At 57.1% G+C, this 15,266-nt stretch carries 14 protein-coding genes and 1 tRNA gene; 4 read left to right on the plus strand and 11 right to left on the minus strand.

Features of this window, described 5'->3' with window-relative positions; genetic code table 11:
• Positions 1 to 191: 191 nt before the first annotated feature.
• Together ACP7AJ_RS03875 and ACP7AJ_RS03880 are read right to left on the minus strand one after the other, a co-directional pair.
• Positions 192 to 938 (minus strand): porin family protein, encoded by a 747-nt coding sequence (locus ACP7AJ_RS03875; protein WP_426058863.1) that lies wholly within the window; start codon positions 936 to 938, stop codon positions 192 to 194.
• Between the two features lie 529 nt (positions 939 to 1,467).
• The gene (locus ACP7AJ_RS03880; protein WP_426058864.1) at positions 1,468 to 2,058 is read right to left on the minus strand and encodes a porin family protein; all 591 of its coding nucleotides are present in this window, start codon (positions 2,056 to 2,058) and stop codon (positions 1,468 to 1,470) included.
• A gap of 268 nt (positions 2,059 to 2,326) precedes the next feature.
• Between ACP7AJ_RS03880 and ACP7AJ_RS03885 the strand changes: the two genes are divergently transcribed.
• Positions 2,327 to 3,463, plus strand: coding sequence for an acyloxyacyl hydrolase (locus ACP7AJ_RS03885; protein WP_426058865.1), 1,137 nt, complete (start codon positions 2,327 to 2,329; stop codon positions 3,461 to 3,463).
• 100 nt (positions 3,464 to 3,563) lie between these two features.
• Here ACP7AJ_RS03885 and ACP7AJ_RS03890 read toward each other — a convergent pair whose 3' ends face one another.
• The 8 genes from ACP7AJ_RS03890 to ACP7AJ_RS03925 all read right to left on the minus strand — a co-directional run bounded on the left by ACP7AJ_RS03890 (position 3,564) and on the right by ACP7AJ_RS03925 (position 11,985).
• The gene (locus tag ACP7AJ_RS03890) at positions 3,564 to 4,595 is read right to left on the minus strand and encodes a quinone-dependent dihydroorotate dehydrogenase (protein ID WP_426058866.1); all 1,032 of its coding nucleotides are present in this window, start codon (positions 4,593 to 4,595) and stop codon (positions 3,564 to 3,566) included.
• Positions 4,596 to 4,601: 6 nt separating this feature from the next.
• Positions 4,602 to 6,137 (minus strand): YifB family Mg chelatase-like AAA ATPase, encoded by a 1,536-nt coding sequence (locus ACP7AJ_RS03895; RefSeq protein WP_426058867.1) that lies wholly within the window; start codon positions 6,135 to 6,137, stop codon positions 4,602 to 4,604.
• A 126-nt stretch (positions 6,138 to 6,263) separates the two neighbouring features.
• Positions 6,264 to 6,854: a D-sedoheptulose 7-phosphate isomerase gene (gene lpcA / locus ACP7AJ_RS03900; protein ID WP_426058868.1), complete on the minus strand. Its 591-nt coding sequence runs from the start codon at positions 6,852 to 6,854 to the stop codon at positions 6,264 to 6,266.
• A gap of 102 nt (positions 6,855 to 6,956) precedes the next feature.
• Positions 6,957 to 7,448 carry a hypothetical protein gene (locus ACP7AJ_RS03905; protein ID WP_426058869.1) on the minus strand — a complete coding sequence of 164 codons (492 nt, stop codon included), beginning with the start codon at positions 7,446 to 7,448 and terminating at the stop codon, positions 6,957 to 6,959.
• Between the two features lie 85 nt (positions 7,449 to 7,533).
• Positions 7,534 to 7,734 carry a hypothetical protein gene (locus tag ACP7AJ_RS03910; RefSeq protein WP_426058870.1) on the minus strand — a complete coding sequence of 67 codons (201 nt, stop codon included), beginning with the start codon at positions 7,732 to 7,734 and terminating at the stop codon, positions 7,534 to 7,536.
• 94 nt (positions 7,735 to 7,828) lie between these two features.
• On the minus strand, positions 7,829 to 9,673 hold the full coding sequence (locus ACP7AJ_RS03915) for an ABC transporter ATP-binding protein (protein ID WP_426058871.1): 1,845 nt from the start codon (positions 9,671 to 9,673) through the stop codon (positions 7,829 to 7,831).
• Positions 9,674 to 9,696: 23 nt separating this feature from the next.
• Positions 9,697 to 10,047, minus strand: a complete 351-nt coding sequence (locus ACP7AJ_RS03920) for a hypothetical protein (protein WP_426058872.1) — start codon at positions 10,045 to 10,047, stop codon at positions 9,697 to 9,699.
• 3 nt (positions 10,048 to 10,050) lie between these two features.
• Entirely contained in the window at positions 10,051 to 11,985 is a 1,935-nt protein-coding gene (locus tag ACP7AJ_RS03925; protein WP_426058873.1) for a capsule assembly Wzi family protein, read from the minus strand.
• Between the two features lie 269 nt (positions 11,986 to 12,254).
• Between ACP7AJ_RS03925 and upp the strand changes: the two genes are divergently transcribed.
• Positions 12,255 to 12,977 carry a uracil phosphoribosyltransferase gene (gene upp / locus ACP7AJ_RS03930; RefSeq protein WP_426058874.1) on the plus strand — a complete coding sequence of 241 codons (723 nt, stop codon included), beginning with the start codon at positions 12,255 to 12,257 and terminating at the stop codon, positions 12,975 to 12,977.
• Between the two features lie 151 nt (positions 12,978 to 13,128).
• Positions 13,129 to 13,545 carry a hypothetical protein gene (locus tag ACP7AJ_RS03935; protein WP_426058875.1) on the plus strand — a complete coding sequence of 139 codons (417 nt, stop codon included), beginning with the start codon at positions 13,129 to 13,131 and terminating at the stop codon, positions 13,543 to 13,545.
• Between the two features lie 62 nt (positions 13,546 to 13,607).
• On the opposite strand, the gene ACP7AJ_RS03940 is transcribed toward ACP7AJ_RS03935, so the two are convergent.
• Entirely contained in the window at positions 13,608 to 15,020 is a 1,413-nt protein-coding gene (locus ACP7AJ_RS03940) for a DEAD/DEAH box helicase (RefSeq protein ID WP_426058876.1), read from the minus strand.
• Between the two features lie 152 nt (positions 15,021 to 15,172).
• Here ACP7AJ_RS03940 and ACP7AJ_RS03945 point away from each other — a divergent pair.
• Positions 15,173 to 15,246, plus strand: a tRNA-His gene (locus ACP7AJ_RS03945).
• The last annotated feature ends 20 nt before the right edge of the window (positions 15,247 to 15,266 follow it).

The following is a 15,266-nucleotide window of genomic DNA, read 5'->3' on the forward strand; positions in this document are numbered from 1 at the left end:
TATTTACATGAGCCCTGAGCTAGCAGTAAGTATTGCTTTGGCAATAAGATGGGATTATGTTTAAGTGGCCTGATTTTAAATGTGATAGAATATATTAAAAAAAACATAATATTCGCCTTCAACAAAAAAAACGCTGGTTGCCATTCGGCAACCAGCGTTTTAAATTTTTAGCTTAGCTTCTGGTGAGAGACCTAGCGGCCCAGCGGCAGGAGGTAGCCCAGCTGAAGAGTAAAAGCATTGTTGAATGCCTTAGGCTCGTTGTCGGTATTTTTGGAATCAATCAACGAGTTGAAGCCGCGGGCGTAGCGCAGGTTCAGGCTTAGGCCGGCTTCGCTCTGGTAGCCAATGCCGGCTACGCCGGCGATGTCGAACTGGGCCAGGTCGGATTTATAACCATCCCCGCGGGTCGATACGCCCGTGAAGTCTTGGAAAGTGCCGTTGTCCTCAACCTTGTCCTTGCCGCCGTTGTTGTACTTGGTGGTGGTTTGCTGCTTGGTCTTAGAACCAAACAAGTAGCTAACTTGGGGGCCTAGCTCAAAAAACAGGCCCCCGGCGTTGATTTTGGCCAAAATGGGCACATCGAGGTAGTGCAACACGCGCTGCTGCTCAAATTCAACTGAAGCAGTACCGGCGGGCAAACCGCTTTTCTGCTTCGACTCAATTTCATAGCCCTTGCGGTTGTAAATCAACTCTGGTGCAATAGAAAAGAAGCCATCGCTGCTTATCGGGAAGCTGGTGCCAACCCCAACGTTGTAGCCCAACTTATAGGAGCCTAGGCTCGAATCGAAATTGGGGCCAGCTAGTTGCGACACGCTGGAGCCGGAAATGCTGGAGTAGGTGGCACCAACTTTTACGCCGATGCGCGGGCCACCTGCATCTTGTGCTTGGGCAACGGATACGCTCAAAAGAGACAAGCCTAGTACTGCAATCTTTTTCATGGCAGATAATGCTAATTGAAGGTTAACTAAAATGAATAGGTCGTTCACCGGTTCTCAATTTATTTGCCGGTGAATTCGGGCCTCTTACCGTGCAAACGAGGAAGAAGGTTGCATAATAAGTAATATTTAACGGGCATTTAATGCCTGGCAGCATCTGGCTAAGGGCCTGAAAACATGAGTTAAGCAGGCGACCCTCAGGCATTTCACTCAGCCATAAGGAGGCGCAATAAAACCAAGGCATGCTTGTGCTGTCAGCTCTGCTCCCATCTTGATTCTGTTGCAGTTCAGAGCCGGTCCTGGGTGCCCTGCAACTGAGCTTTGGGCGCGATTTGAACTGCCTGTGTCAGCTTGCTCAACAAGCATATCAAGGTCTTCGATTTTCAGAAGGCCATTAAACCAAGCTGCATTTTTGCCCCACTTACCCCGCCGTCCATTGAGGCGAGAGCCGGTTGGCCTAGCTACAGAAAAGCCCGGCTTCACTTATGGGAGCCGGGCTTTTTCAAACTAACTGTTGCCTTAGCCTAAGGCCTTAGCTGCGGCCGGGGAACGCGAAACCCAACTGGAACTGGAATACGGAGTTGAGAACCCGGGCATCGCCGTAGAGGCTACGGAGGCCACCGTTGTAGCGCACTCCAATGTTGGGGCCGCTGGCCAACTCATAGCCTACGCCAACAACGTAACCTAGGTCGAAGCGACGGGTGTTGCCGGTGGGCAGGCCCACGTCTCCCTTCGTAGACTGGCCAATGCGGTAGCCCGCCTGCGGTCCGGCTTCAAACAGAAGGCCGGCGGCGTTCAGGCGCATCAGCAAGGGCACATCGAGGTAGTGCAGCGTGGTTCTTTGGTTGGCTCCGCCCTGCTTGTATTGGAAACCCTTCTGCGAATACAGCAGCTCGGGGTGAAATTGCACCAGGTTGCCAACGCCAATGGTGGAGGTGGTGGTAATACCGGCTTGGAAACCAAAGCGGTTCTGGGTGTTGTCGCCAAAGCGAGCATCGGCATCTTTGCCGTTAACGTTGGCGGCTACAACACCGGCCTTGAGGCCGAAACGGGGGGCAGTTTGGGCATTGGCAGCACCGGCTACGCCGGCCAGCAGCCCAAGGGATAGAGCAATTTTTTTCATAGTGGACAGAATAAAAAATTGGGTGGATAAAAACTTTATCGAGGGTAAGTCCTCGCCATCTAACGACGGTGATGCAGTGCAGTTGCACGAGGTTTTCGCTGTCAGGGTTGACTCTGGGTATTCTGGCTTTTTTGGCCAAATCGTCATTTTTGCCAAAATAACTCAGGCTGTACGACTTATCGAACCGAACGAGTCCCAATGAAGTAGGGCTTTCGGCCGAGATTAGAATTTGATTAGATTTCTATTTTTGATGCCTACTTGCAAATTCATGACCCCACAGACTTACTGCCTTTTTCGTCGCGGATGGCTCGCTCTGCTGGTGCTGAGTTGCAGCTTGAGCATTGCCGTGCGGGCGCAAGAGCACACTGCAGAAGAGGTGCCTGTGCGTGCCCCCTTGATAGTGGGGGCGTATGCGCAGGGCAGCATCATCATGGCGCACACCCCCGCCATCCGTCATTTGGTGACCTCGCACCCCACGGGCTTCGAGTTAAACTTTCAGCGGCAAACAACTGGCGCTGCGCCCTGGCACGGCTGGTATAAGTACCCCAAGGTGGGAGTAGCATTCATTTACTACGACTTCCATAATCCCATCCTGGGCCATGCGCTGGCGGTTAGCCCCTACATCAACAAATCGTTCTCGCACGGGCCTAGGCACGACCTGAGCTTCCGCCTTGGCACGGGCCTAGCCTATCTCACCAATCCTTACAATCGCGAAACCAATCACAAAAACAACATGGCCAGTTCGGCCTTTAATGCCACCCTGCAGTTTCGACTTGAGTACGATTATGCTCTCACACCCCACCTCGGTCTATTGGCAGGGCTTGGCCTGAACCATTTTTCCAATGGCGCTACTACCAAGCCTAATCTGGGGGCCAACCTGCCCACGCTGGTGCTGGGCCTCAATTACCACGAATTCCGCGCGGCTCCCCGAGTGAACGTCAGTGCGCCTGCCCCCGCCGACCTAGGCCAGACCTTCTACAACGTGAGCACCAGCCTGGGCTACAAGCAGCGCTCCGAAAGCGACCGCCAGAAGTACTTGGTGCATTCCATAACGGCGGCCGTGGGCCGGCGCGTCAATCGCAAATCCAACTTGGTAGCAGGTGCCGAGGGCTTCTACGATAAGTCGCTAAAAGCCCAGCTGAAAGACACCACCCGTGCCGGCATCAAGCAGCCCGACGTGAAAAAGGCCGGCGTATTCGTGGGCCACGAGCTGCTGTTTGGGCGCCTGGCTTTTGTATCGCACGTGGGCATTTACGTGTACAATCCCTACAAATCGGCCACGTTCTACTACGAGCGGTTGGGACTAAAATATCAATTCACCAACGTGGCATTTGGAGCGGTCGATTTAAAAATTCACCGTGGCGCAGCCGATGTAGTTGAGTTCAGGATAGGGGCACGGCTCTAGTGCGGCCAGTACTTGTGCATTAGCACGGGTTGTTTTTTCGAAGTGCTGTTCGCTAGCTCAGGAAGAAAAGCAACGTTGTTGCTAAGCTCATGCAACACTATTAAGGAACCAACGCTTTGTTAATCCGGCTCACTAGCGCCGGGCCTTCGTAAATAAAACCGGTGTACAGCTGCACCAGTGACGCGCCCGCCGCCAGTTTCTCCTGCGCATCGGCGGCTGAGTGAATGCCGCCGGCGCCGATAATGGGAAGCTCGCCATGGCTGCGTTGGTGCAGGTAGCGAATAACTTCCGTGGCCCGTGCCCGCAAAGGCCGGCCGCTCAGGCCGCCGGCGCCCAGGGCTGCCACGTGGGTAGCATTGGTTTGGAGGTTGTCGCGGCTGATGGTGGTATTGGTGCCTACCAGGCCGCTGAGCTTGGTTTCGCGGGCTATTTCCAGGATGTCGTCGAGTTGCGAATCGGTCAGGTCGGGCGCGATTTTCAACAGCAACGGCCGGGGAGTGGCCCGGCTCAAATTCACCTCTTGCACCTGCTGCAGCAGGTCAATCAGCGGCTTCTTCTCCTGCAGCTGGCGCAGGTTGGGCGTGTTGGGCGAGCTCACGTTCACCACGAAGTAGTCGACTACCTCGGCCAGCGCCTCAAAACACGCCACGTAGTCCTCGGCAGCCCGCTCGTTGGGCGTGTCCTTGTTCTTGCCAATGTTGCCGCCGATGAGCAGCTGGCGGTTCTGGCGCCGGGCCAGCCGCGCCGCCACTACCGCCGCCCCGTCGTTGTTGAAGCCCATGCGGTTCACCAAGGCCTCGTCCTGCGGCAGTCGGAACAAGCGCGGCTGCGGGTTTCCTGATTGGGGCCGGGGCGTCACGGTGCCAATCTCCACAAACCCAAAGCCCAGCGTTGCCAATTCATCGGTCAGGGCGGCGTTCTTATCAAACCCCGCCGCCAAGCCCACCGGGTTGGGGAACTTCAGGCCAAACACTTCCCGCTCCAGGCTGGGGTGTTGAAAGTCGTACAGCCCTCTTAACATGGCCTTGGCGCCCGGCACGCGGGCGGCCCGCCGCAGGTTATCGAAAACAAAGTGGTGGGCGCGCTCGGCGTCGAGGGTAAACAGGGCGGGTTTGACGAGTGACTTGTACATATAAAGTTAGCCGGCCCAGCCCTCGCGGTCGAGGCTGCGGTATTGAATGGCTTCGGCCAGGTGTTGAATTTGAATTTCCTCGGTGCCCGCCAGGTCGGCGATGGTGCGGGCCACTTTCAGAATCCGGTCGTAGGCGCGGGCCGAAAGGCCCAGGCGCTCCATGGCGGTTTTCAGCAGCATGCGGCCCGCGGGGTTAATCTCGCAGATGTCTTTTACCATCTGGGGCGGCATCATGGCGTTGGAATGCACGTCGGGGTATTCTTTAAAGCGCGTCTCCTGCACCTGCCGCGCCTTATCGACGCGTGGCTGAATTTCGGCGCTGGTTTCGGCCTTGCGCGTCTCTGTCATCTGGTCAAACGTCACGGGCGTGACTTCCACGTGCAGGTCGATGCGGTCGAGCAACGGGCCCGAAACCTTGTTCAAATACTTCTGCACGACCCCGGGGCCACACACGCATTCCTTTTCTGGGTGATTATAATAGCCACAGGGACAAGGGTTCATGCTCGCAATCAGCATGAAGTTGGCTGGAAATTCGATGCTGACTTTGGCCCGCGAAATTGTTACCCGGCGCTCTTCGAGCGGCTGGCGCATCACTTCGAGCACCGTGCGTTTAAACTCCGGCAACTCATCCAAAAACAGTACACCGTTGTGCGAAAGCGAGATTTCCCCCGGCTGTGGATTGCTGCCTCCGCCTACCAGCGCCACGTCCGAAATGGTATGATGCGGTGCCCGAAACGGCCGTGTGCTCAACAGCCCGCCGCCCGCCAGCTTGCCTGCCACGGAGTGAATCTTGGTGGTTTCAAGCGCTTCCTGCATGCTAAGCGGTGGCAAAATGCTAGGTAGGCGCTTGGCCAGCATGGTTTTGCCCGCGCCGGGTGGTCCAATCATGATGACGTTATGACCACCGGCCGCGGCAATTTCCAGCGCCCGCTTGATGTTTTCCTGGCCTTGCACATCGGCAAAGTCCGCGGTGTATTTGTTGACGGCATGGAGGAATAAGTCGCGGGTATCAACTTTCGTCGGCACAATTTCCAGCCGGCCCTCAAAAAAGTCGATGGCCTCCTGCATGCTCGCCACGGCTATCACGTCAAGGTTATTGACAATGGCTGCCTCCTCGGCATTTTCCATGGGCAGAATAATGCCTTTGAAGCCCTCCTTGCGGGCCTGAATGGCAATGGGCAGCACCCCCTTTATTGGCCGTAACTCACCATCAAGCGACATCTCGCCCATGATGACGTACTCGTTCAGGCGCTCGGTATTGAGCTGCTGGGAAGCGTGCAAAATGCCCAGCGCAATGGGCAAATCATAGGCTGCGCCCTCCTTGCGGATATCGGCAGGGGCCATGTTCACGACTACTTTGGTGCGGGGCATCCGGTAGCCTCGGAATTTCATGGCCGCTTCAATGCGCTGCTGGCTTTCCTTGATGGCATTGTCCGGCAGCCCCACTACGTTAAACCCAGTACCGGCCGAAACCACCACTTCAATAATGATGGTGTAGGCGTTGACGCCCTGCACGGCCGAGCCGAAGGTTTTGGTGAGCATGGTGGTAACTCCGACTTTAAATGGGAGCCTAGTTGAATAAGTGGTAGAGATAAGCCCAGCAATTTAAGCCACGCAGCGCGAATGGCCGGCCAATTAACCCTCAACTGCGCTGGCCTTGGGCTGGATTTACAGCACCAGCTTCTCAATCAACATAATCAGGATGTGAATCACCTTGATGTGGATTTCCTGAATTCTATCGGCAAAGCCCGAATGCGGCGCCCGTATGTCCACATCGCTGATGCTGGCCAGTTTGCCGCCGTCTTTGCCGGTCAGCGATACCACCAGCATACCGGCGGCTTTGGCTGCTTCGGCGGCGCGCAACACGTTGGGTGAGTTGCCGCTGGTGCTGATGGCTAAGAGGACATCGCCCGAACGCCCCAGGGCCTCAACAAAGCGGCTGAACACAAACTCGAACCCGTAATCGTTGGCTACGCAGGTCATATGCGAGGCTTCGGTGATGGCGATGGCGGCTAGGGCGCGGCGGTCGGCGCGGTAGCGGCCGCTGAGTTCTTCGGCGAAGTGCTGGGCGTCGCAGAGGCTGCCGCCGTTGCCACAGGACAGGATTTTTCCGCCGTTGCGCAGGCTGCGGGACATCAACTCGGCGGCCTCCGCAATACGAGCCAAATTGGCCGGCGCTGATAAGAACCGGTCGAGCACGTCGCGTGCTTCAGTCAATTCAGCGCGTATGAGGTCAGGGAGCAGGGGTGTATCGGACACTTAAAAGAATATTCGGGGTTGAGTCGTCAGGAGCCGGCTGAAGGTTGGTTAGCAGGCTTCAACCTGACTGTTGGCATGCACCAGCACCCCAGGCAGGCAAATTTACAGCGGTTGGCGGTCGACTGGCGGCGTGTTGGGCAGGCTGGGGTCGTTCTGCGGGGAGGTAGTCTGGGGCGCGGCGTTAGGAGAATGAAGCTCGGTAATGGTAACCGGGCTGGCCGGGCGGCTTTCTACCACAGGCGCATCGGTAACGCGTCCATCGATGGTGCGAGCCGTGGGCACGCCCACCGGCGCCGAAGCACGCTGCTGCAGGTCATAGAGCTTGGCTTTAAGCTCATTAATCCGCATTTCGTGCTGGCTCACGGAACGACGTAGCAGGACGCTGTCCAGGTTCTCAGTGATTAGATGCAGCGCAAGGAGCACGGCGCCCACCACAAACATGGTGTAATAGAATTGCCGCTCCTGCTCCAGCACCGACAGGCCGGTGCCCATGCCCATCACGGAGGTGCGCACCGCGGGAACAAGAACGAACAACAGCGCCAGCAGCAGGTAAATCATTACTGCGACGGTAACAATGCGTTTGAGGGCAAGCATGGCGAAATGAGCTAGGGTGAGAACAAGTAAGGGCGCGAAATGCAGCCCAACGGAGACAGCCGCAAATTAGCGCTTATTAAACGAGCTATTTGGCTGGCGCGGTCATCTGAGCAGCTTCCGCCGAGTCGGCCGGGTCGATGGTCACGCCCCGCAACCCTTCCGCTTCGCGGTTGGCCCGGGTAGTAGACCGGGGCGTTTCCACCTTCGGCCCAAACTTCTGGGTAACGGCCCGGTAGCCCAGGTTATAGAACAGCTTCGCTATGACAATGAATAGGACAATGAACAAAAGCCAGCGGAAGGGATTTTTACCAAGCATAAATGCAACGTAACAGATAAGTAATCGACACCGGTCCTACCGCCGGATGGTTAGATGATAAAAACTACACCAGCGCGGCGTTGGTTTGCATGGAGCTGAGGCGTTGGTATACGCCGCCCTGGCGTTGCACCAACTCATCGTGAGTGCCACGCTCCACAATGCGGCCATGCTGCAGCACCACAATTTCATCGGCGTGCTGCACGGTGCTCAAACGGTGGGCAATCACGAGCGAGGTGCGGTTTTGCATCAGTCGCTGCAAGGCTTCCTGCACAAGTTTTTCGCTTTCGGTGTCGAGCGCCGAGGTCGCTTCGTCTAAAATCAGAATGGGCGGATTACGCAGAATGGCGCGGGCAATGCTGAGCCGCTGCCGCTGCCCGCCCGAGAGGCGCGAGCCCCGGTCGCCAATCACCGTCTGGTAGCCCTCGGGGCTGGCCACAATGAATTCATGGGCGTTGGCAATCTTGGCGGCTTCAATTACTTCGGCTTCTGTGGCCTCGGTATTGAAACGGATATTGTTGAAGATGGAGTCGTTGAACAGGATGCTTTCCTGCGTCACAATGCCCATTTGGTCGCGCACCGAGTGCAGGGTACAGGCCCGCAGGTCGTGACCGTCAATCAGGATTTGGCCGGCGCTGGGGTCATAAAAGCGCGGCAGCAGGTCAGCCAGCGTGCTTTTGCCGCCGCCGCTTGAGCCCACCAGCGCTACGGTGCTGCCCTTGCGGATTTTCAGGTTTACATCGAACAGCACCGGGGTTTCGCCGTAGCTGAACTGCAGGTTCTGAAACTCAATCTCGTGTTCGAAAGGTGGCAGCACGGCCGCATTAGGCCGGTCGCGAATGGCCGGTTCGGTATCGATAATGCTCAGTACTCGCTCGCCCGCCACCAAACCGCGCTGGATGTTGCCAAACGAGGATGACAGGGCCTTGGCAGGCGTAAGAACTTGCGAAAACAGGATGATGTAGCCGATAAACTTGGCCGCCGTCAGGTCCGATTGTCCGCCCAGCACCATCACCCCGCCAAAGTAGAGCAAACCCGCCACCACCGTCACCCCCGCAAACTCGGAGAAGGGCGAAGCCAAGTCCCGCGTGTTGTCGATGCTGCGCGACGTGCGGGCGTACTGGTCGTTCTGGTCCATGAACTTGCCAAGAATGTACTTCTGGGCATTAAACGCCTTGATGACGCGCACTCCGCCCAGCGTTTCGTCAATCACCGACAGCATCGTGCCCAGCGTCTTCTGGCTTTGCTTGGCCTGCCGCCGCAGCCGCTTAGACACAGTGGCAATGATGCCCCCCGAAATCGGCAGTAAAATCAGCGAAAACAGCGTGAGCTGAGTCGACATCGTGAACAACACCACGAAGTAGAAAACGATAGTCAGCGGGTCGCGAATAACGCCGGTCAGGGTATTGACCACCGAGGTTTCTACTTCCTGCACGTCGTTAGTGAAGCGCGACATGAGGTCGCCCTTGCGCTCGCCGCTGAAGAAGCTGAGGGGCAGTTGCAAAATGCGCTGGTACAAGTCGAGGCGTAGCCCCCGGATAACGCGGGCCCGCACCCGGGCTATCAGCCGCAAGCTGAGGTAGCGGAACAGGTTGCTGAAAAACACCGATGCCACCACCACAAGGCACACAAATGTGAGCGCCCCAATGCGGCCGTGTTCGGCGATAATCTGGCCAAAATAGTATTTGAACGCGCCGGTAACGTAGGCGATGCTGAGCGAAAACGCGGGCAATGCCGTGGGCGCGTCGGCCACGGTAGCCTTGGTCGTGTCGAAGAGCACGTCCAGCAGCGGAATGATGAGCGTGAAGTTGCCGATGCTAAAAAAAATGGTCAGCAGCGTGTATACCAGGTACAACGGCAGAAAATCAGCGATGGGCCGCGCGTACTGGAGAATGCGGAGGTAGGTTTTCATTTACGGAAGCGCTTCGAGCGACTTTAAGAACGCCGAAACTCGGCTATTACTTCAATCAGCCCCTCAATGTGCTGATTGAAAACGGCTAGTTCCTCCGCGGGCACCCATAGCTCATCGTGCTGCTGGTCGCCCACGTTCTGAACCGGAAACTGCTTCAGGTACTCCGCACCCACAGCAAAGCGCACCACATATCCCACACCGTAATAAGGCACATTCCAGTCGCGGCTGATTTGGGTAGCATATTCCTCGTTCAGCACCGGATAAAAGATGGGTTGCTCTGGCAGGCGCGGCGGAAAAGCTTCCCAGGCCAGTGCGGCAATCAGGTCCAGTTCCTGCTGATTAACGGGGCGGTAGAGGAGAGTGGTCGCAGCCATAGTTTAAAACTCGTGGAGCCGCTGCGCGATGTTCCAGCGCAATGCCAGCGAAGCATATACCTCGTTGCCATTGCGGGCAGGCGTGTGAGTAAAGGTCTGCTTGCGACCAATCAGTTTAGCATCCAGAAACAGATTGAGGCGCGGCTGGTAAGTGGCCGTGAAGTCGGCGTGTAGCAGGCGGCTTTTGTTGCCCTGTGCCGTTTCGTTGCCAAACTCACTCACGCGGGTGTTGTAGGATTTGAGCACGTTGCCGCCGTAGTTCTGCAGGTCGGCATCGGCATCATTTAAGTCCAGGCCCTGCTGCGAGTAAAAAGCTTTGCCCACCAGCATCAGACGGGGAAGGGGCTGGTAGCTGAGTACGCCCAGGATTTCGGCCACGTTGGCGCCCATGGGGTGGGCCAGGGGCTGCTGGTAGTGCTGGTAATTGGTGTAAATGTCGGCGTGCTGGTACATGAAGGGACGGATGTAGTTGAACTCCACCTGCAGGTCAACGTTGCGCAGACCGGCCACGTCAATGTACTTGGCACCTACCTGAGCCGCCTGTTTGTTGGCCCACCAGCCGTTGCTGGCCCGTATCTCACTCAACTTAAATTCGTCGAGCACCACTTGGCCGTAGAGTTGCGCGGTGTGAAGAATGTTCCACTTAAAGTCCAGGCCCAGAATGGCGTTGTCGGGCGAGCCCACATTCTGTTCGATGGCCCGGTAGAAAATAAGTGGATTCAGGTACTGTAGCTCAAAGCCGCCACGCCCGGCGCTTCCGCCCAAAATGGTGCCTTCAAACACGCCGATGTTGAGGTTAGGCGTCACATCGAAGCTCAGGTGGTGCATCGCCATGTACTTCTTAGGGTACACCTGGTCTTCGTTTTTGCGCTCAGCGGTGAGTTCTGAGAAGAGGTTCTGGTAGTTGAACTTCCAGATGCGGGTGTTAATCTTTAGAAAGAAATACGGCGCGCTGTAGTCCGAGAGAATAAGCGAACGGTAGCCGTTGCCGATGAAGTTGCGGTCGTGGGCCAGTTGTAGGTTGATGTGCTTGGTGGCCGCGTATGTAATGCCGCCCCGCGCCGTGAAGAAGTCGTACTGACTGCCCCCCACTGTCTTGAAATACTTCCAATAGCCTTCGTGGGGCACCACTTGGTCGCGCTGAATTCGGTCTTGCACGTACTGCGGCACCGCCATCTGGTTTTCGGCCAGAAACGTGTAGAAGCCCAACCGCTGGTCGATGGTGCCTTCCAAGTGCACACCGCGGGTGTTCACGTAGCGCAAGCCGTCAATTTTGTTGTCGCGGCCGGCTTGCAGCAGCAGCACTGGGTTAACGCGCAGGGTGAAATCCGGCGTTACGACGTGGTACAGGTCAGTCTGGTTGCGGTAGAAGTAACTCAGGATGGGCCGCTCGCTCTCGTTGGCTTCTGCGCCAAACTCAGAGTTGGCCCAGTTGTCTTTCAATAAATACTGCGCGTTAAAGCGGTCGGCGCGGGAAAGGCTGCCGTTGCCGTAGGCCTGCGTGCTGTCCGGCGATAGCATGCGCTCGGCCAGGTGGGCCACGCCAATGCGGCTGTAGGGCCGCACGCTGGTGTGCGGGTCATGCAGCGAATCAGCGCCGAACTTGATGGCGTAACGGTCAATCAGGCGGTAAGTGTCTTGGTCGAGGGGTACGTAGTTAGCCCCCTGGGTAGCTTCTACTCTATTGCCCGACGCGCTACGCTGCTGCGTTGCGCTAGTGCGTAGCGCCTTTTCGCGAAGGGGGCGTTCGCGCGTCGCTTTGCTGCGCGTAGAGGGAAGGCTATCCAAAGGCTGGTCAAAAATCAGCCAGGGCGATTTTTCCTCTTGGGTTGGTGTCGTAGGCGTAGCCGGTTCTGCGGGGGGCGTGGGCGCCGTTTGGGCGGCCAAAGGGCCAGCCAGCAGCCCCAGTGCAGAAATCAGAAGCAGAGCTTTATGCATAAATACAGATAGTCTTCCTAAAAAACGAAACGGCGCGACCCAATAAAACATAAGGGCGGTTATTTCTTAACAAACCTACGCAGCGGGCCGTTGGCAAGGATAAGCTCGGCCTCCGCCGGGGCCCTCAATGGGCCCATTTGGCGTGGCCAGGGCAGGGGGTGGTACAGACGAATTCCCCCGGCATTTCTTGCCCGCCCCCGGTTTTTTTGCCAACTTCGGGGCTCCGGCTGGCCCTCTTTCCCGCCTTCACTTTCCAACTTCTTTCCAGCATGGCCAAAACTTCACTTCCTACTGCTTCGGCCGCTGCTTCTGTGCCCGCCGTTACCACCGATGCCGCCGACACGCTGGCCAATGTGCACGTGGTGTGTGCCGAACCCAGCATTGCCAACCACTTCCTGGCCGAGCTGCGCGACAAAGAGGTGCAGAAGGACAGCCTCCGTTTTCGCCGCAACCTACAACGCCTAGGAGAAATCATTGCCTACCGCATCAGCGCCCACCTCAGCTACACCGACAAGGTCATCCAGACGCCCCTGGCCGAAACCACTGGCAAACTGCTTCACGACTTTCCCATCCTCGCCACCGTGCTCCGCGCGGGCTTGCCTTTCCACCAAGGTTTCCTCAACTACTTCGACCAATCGCCCAGCGCCTTCGTCGCGGCTTACCGCATCGAGGGCACGGCCCAAGTGCAGGTACAGGTCGATTACCTGTCCGCGCCCAGCCTCGATGAGCGAGTGCTAATTCTAGCCGACCCCATGCTGGCCTCCGGCAAAAGCCTCGTGCAAACCTACCGGGCCATGCTGCGCTTCGGCACGCCGCGGCAGGTACACATCGCCGCTGTCATTGCCTCACCCGAGGGCCTGGCCTACGTGGCCCGCGAAATCCCCGAAGCTAACCTCTGGGTAGCGGCCATCGACGAGCGTTTGAATGACCAAGCCTACATCATTCCCGGCCTGGGCGACGCCGGCGACCTTTCTTACGGCAGCAAGCTATAGGCGCCATAAGCTATGGCTCAGCTTATGTTAAGGAACCCAGACCACAGAAAGCGGGTATCTTTGTAGGGCGCCCACCCCGCATCACACCCCCCCGTTTCACAGTCTGCTTTTCCACCTCGTTTTGGTTCATCCCGCCTTTAAATTCGCTTCTGTGTTCTTGCTGAGCACGGTCAAGTTTTTGGGTGGCCCGCTGGCCGGAGCTTCTATGGGCCTGAACTTTTGGGCGACCCTGGCACTCACCGTGGGTGGCATGATGACCAGCGTATTTGTCTTCTCGGGCATCGGCCGCGTCTGGATGCAGCACCGTCAGAAGCAGCGGCGCCTGCGCCGCGAGCCCATCTTCACAAAACGCTCCCGCAACATCATCAAGGTGTTTCGCAAATTTGGGATGGGAGGCATCGCCTTTCTCACACCCATATTGCTTTCACCCATTGGCGGCACGGTCATCGCTACGCTATTGGGCGTGCCGCGCCAGCGCATTGTGCTGCACATGCTCTGGAGCGCCCTTTTTTGGGGCGGAGCACTCACTTTCGCCAGCATCCATTTCGGGCACATGTTCGGCCGATAATAGTCGGTTGCTCGCTGTCAGGAGTCACATAAACGGACAACAAGCAACCGGCCACTACAGCATTAGCGCCGCTTCCGCGCCTTAATGGCTTTCACGCCGGGGTTCGAGCCGCCTTTCTTGCCTACGTTGGCCTTCGAGCCCTTGGTGCTCTTCTTCTGGCCTTCTTTAAATGGCTTCCCAGTGCGCTTGTCGATGGTTACGCCGGGCTTAATCCACTCTTTCTTTTCATGGAATGCGCCCTGAAACGTGGGGTCCAGCTTTTTGCGCCGCTCGTCGAGCTCGCGGCCCATTTTCTGCTGTTCCTCAAAAGGCGTTTCTTCTATCACTACCTCTTCGGGCAGCGGCAGCACTTCGATTTTCTGATTGATAAGCTGCTCGATTTCGCCGATGTGCACCATTTCCGCCTCGTTGGCGAAGGTGATGGCGGCCCCGATGTGCTGAGCCCGACCCGTGCGCCCAATGCGGTGCACGTAGTCATCGTGCACAATCGGCACGTCGAAATTGATAACGTGCGTCACCTGCGGCACATCAATGCCCCGCGCGGCTACGTCGGTGGCCACCATGTAGCGCACCTCGCCAGCCCGGAAAGCGTCCATGCTGTTGATTCGGGCGTTCTGGCCCTTGTTGCCGTGAATCACGCGCACCTCGCCAGCGGGCGCCTTGCGCTCCAGAAAGTGAGCCACCTGGTCGGCGTGCTCCTTGGTTCGCGTAAACAGCAGCACTCGCGTCATGGTATCCGCGTCGCGGTACAGCAGAAAATTCAGCAGGTTGATTTTGGTGAGCAGGTTGGGCGCTTGGTACAGCGTCTGGGTCACCGTTGAAGCAGTTTTGGCCGGGGGGCTGACCTCCACGCGCACCGGAAACTCCAGAAACTCCTCGCTCAGCAGCGTCACTCTTTCCGGCATGGTAGCCGAGAACAGCACGTTCTGCCGCTTGCGGGGAATGATTTCCAAAATGCGCCGAATCTGGGGCATAAAGCCCATGTCCATCATCTTGTCAGCCTCGTCCATCACGAAGGTTTTCAAGTCCCGAAGCACCAAAGCACCTTTCAGGTAGATTTCCATCAACCGGCCCGGTGTAGCAATGAGTACATCCACGCCCTCGGCAATGGTCTCAATCTGAGTTTTGGGACCCAAGCCGCCGTAAATAGCAAAAATCCGCAGGTCGGTGTTCACCGCCAGCGCCTTCAAATGCGTTTCAATTTGCATGGCTAGCTCGCGGGTAGGCGCCAGCACCAAGGCCCTGGGGTTGGTCCCCTGAGCATATTTCACTTTCATGAGCAGGGGCAAACCAAAGGCCGCTGTTTTGCCGGTGCCGGTTTGGGCGATGCCCAGCACGTCGTGCCCAGCCAGAAGGAGCGGAATGGTCTGCTGCTGTACCGGCGTAGGTTCTGTGAAGCCAGCTTCGGCCACGGCGCTAAGAAGTTGTTTGTTGAGTTTAAAATCGTTGAACGATGGGGTGGTATTGGGTTCCATCCTGCAAAGGTCGGGATTTTGAAGCGCGCGGCTTGGAGATGAGTGAAAAATGAGCGTCAAGCTGAGCTATGGGTACCAAATCAACGCGCCTCAGAACTTTTTTTGTCCATTTCGGCTTCCTTTTCTATCTTTGCACCACCAAAACCAACACGGTAGATATAGCTCAGCTGGTTAGAGCGTCGGATTGTGATTCCGAAGGTCGTGGGTTCGAGCCCCATTATTTACCCATTTAAGAAGTCCCCGGGA

It is taken from the genome of Hymenobacter sp. B1770 (assembly GCF_049896385.1).
Lineage (GTDB): Bacteria > Bacteroidota > Bacteroidia > Cytophagales > Hymenobacteraceae > Hymenobacter.

Excerpts from the sequence above, each read along its gene's own strand:
- ACP7AJ_RS03875 (WP_426058863.1), bottom strand. The coding sequence starts at position 938 with ATGAAAAAGATTGCAGTACTAGGCTTGTCTCTTTTGAGCGTATCCGTT.
- ACP7AJ_RS03880 (WP_426058864.1), bottom strand. The coding sequence starts at position 2,058 with ATGAAAAAAATTGCTCTATCCCTTGGGCTGCTGGCCGGCGTAGCCGGT.
- ACP7AJ_RS03885 (WP_426058865.1), top strand. The coding sequence starts at position 2,327 with ATGACCCCACAGACTTACTGCCTTTTTCGTCGCGGATGGCTCGCTCTG.
- ACP7AJ_RS03890 (WP_426058866.1), bottom strand. The coding sequence starts at position 4,595 with ATGTACAAGTCACTCGTCAAACCCGCCCTGTTTACCCTCGACGCCGAG.
- ACP7AJ_RS03895 (WP_426058867.1), bottom strand. The coding sequence starts at position 6,137 with ATGCTCACCAAAACCTTCGGCTCGGCCGTGCAGGGCGTCAACGCCTAC.
- ACP7AJ_RS03905 (WP_426058869.1), bottom strand. The coding sequence starts at position 7,448 with ATGCTTGCCCTCAAACGCATTGTTACCGTCGCAGTAATGATTTACCTG.
- ACP7AJ_RS03915 (WP_426058871.1), bottom strand. The coding sequence starts at position 9,673 with ATGAAAACCTACCTCCGCATTCTCCAGTACGCGCGGCCCATCGCTGAT.
- ACP7AJ_RS03920 (WP_426058872.1), bottom strand. The coding sequence starts at position 10,047 with ATGGCTGCGACCACTCTCCTCTACCGCCCCGTTAATCAGCAGGAACTG.
- ACP7AJ_RS03925 (WP_426058873.1), bottom strand. The coding sequence starts at position 11,985 with ATGCATAAAGCTCTGCTTCTGATTTCTGCACTGGGGCTGCTGGCTGGC.
- upp (WP_426058874.1), top strand. The coding sequence starts at position 12,255 with ATGGCCAAAACTTCACTTCCTACTGCTTCGGCCGCTGCTTCTGTGCCC.
- ACP7AJ_RS03940 (WP_426058876.1), bottom strand. The coding sequence starts at position 15,020 with ATGGAACCCAATACCACCCCATCGTTCAACGATTTTAAACTCAACAAA.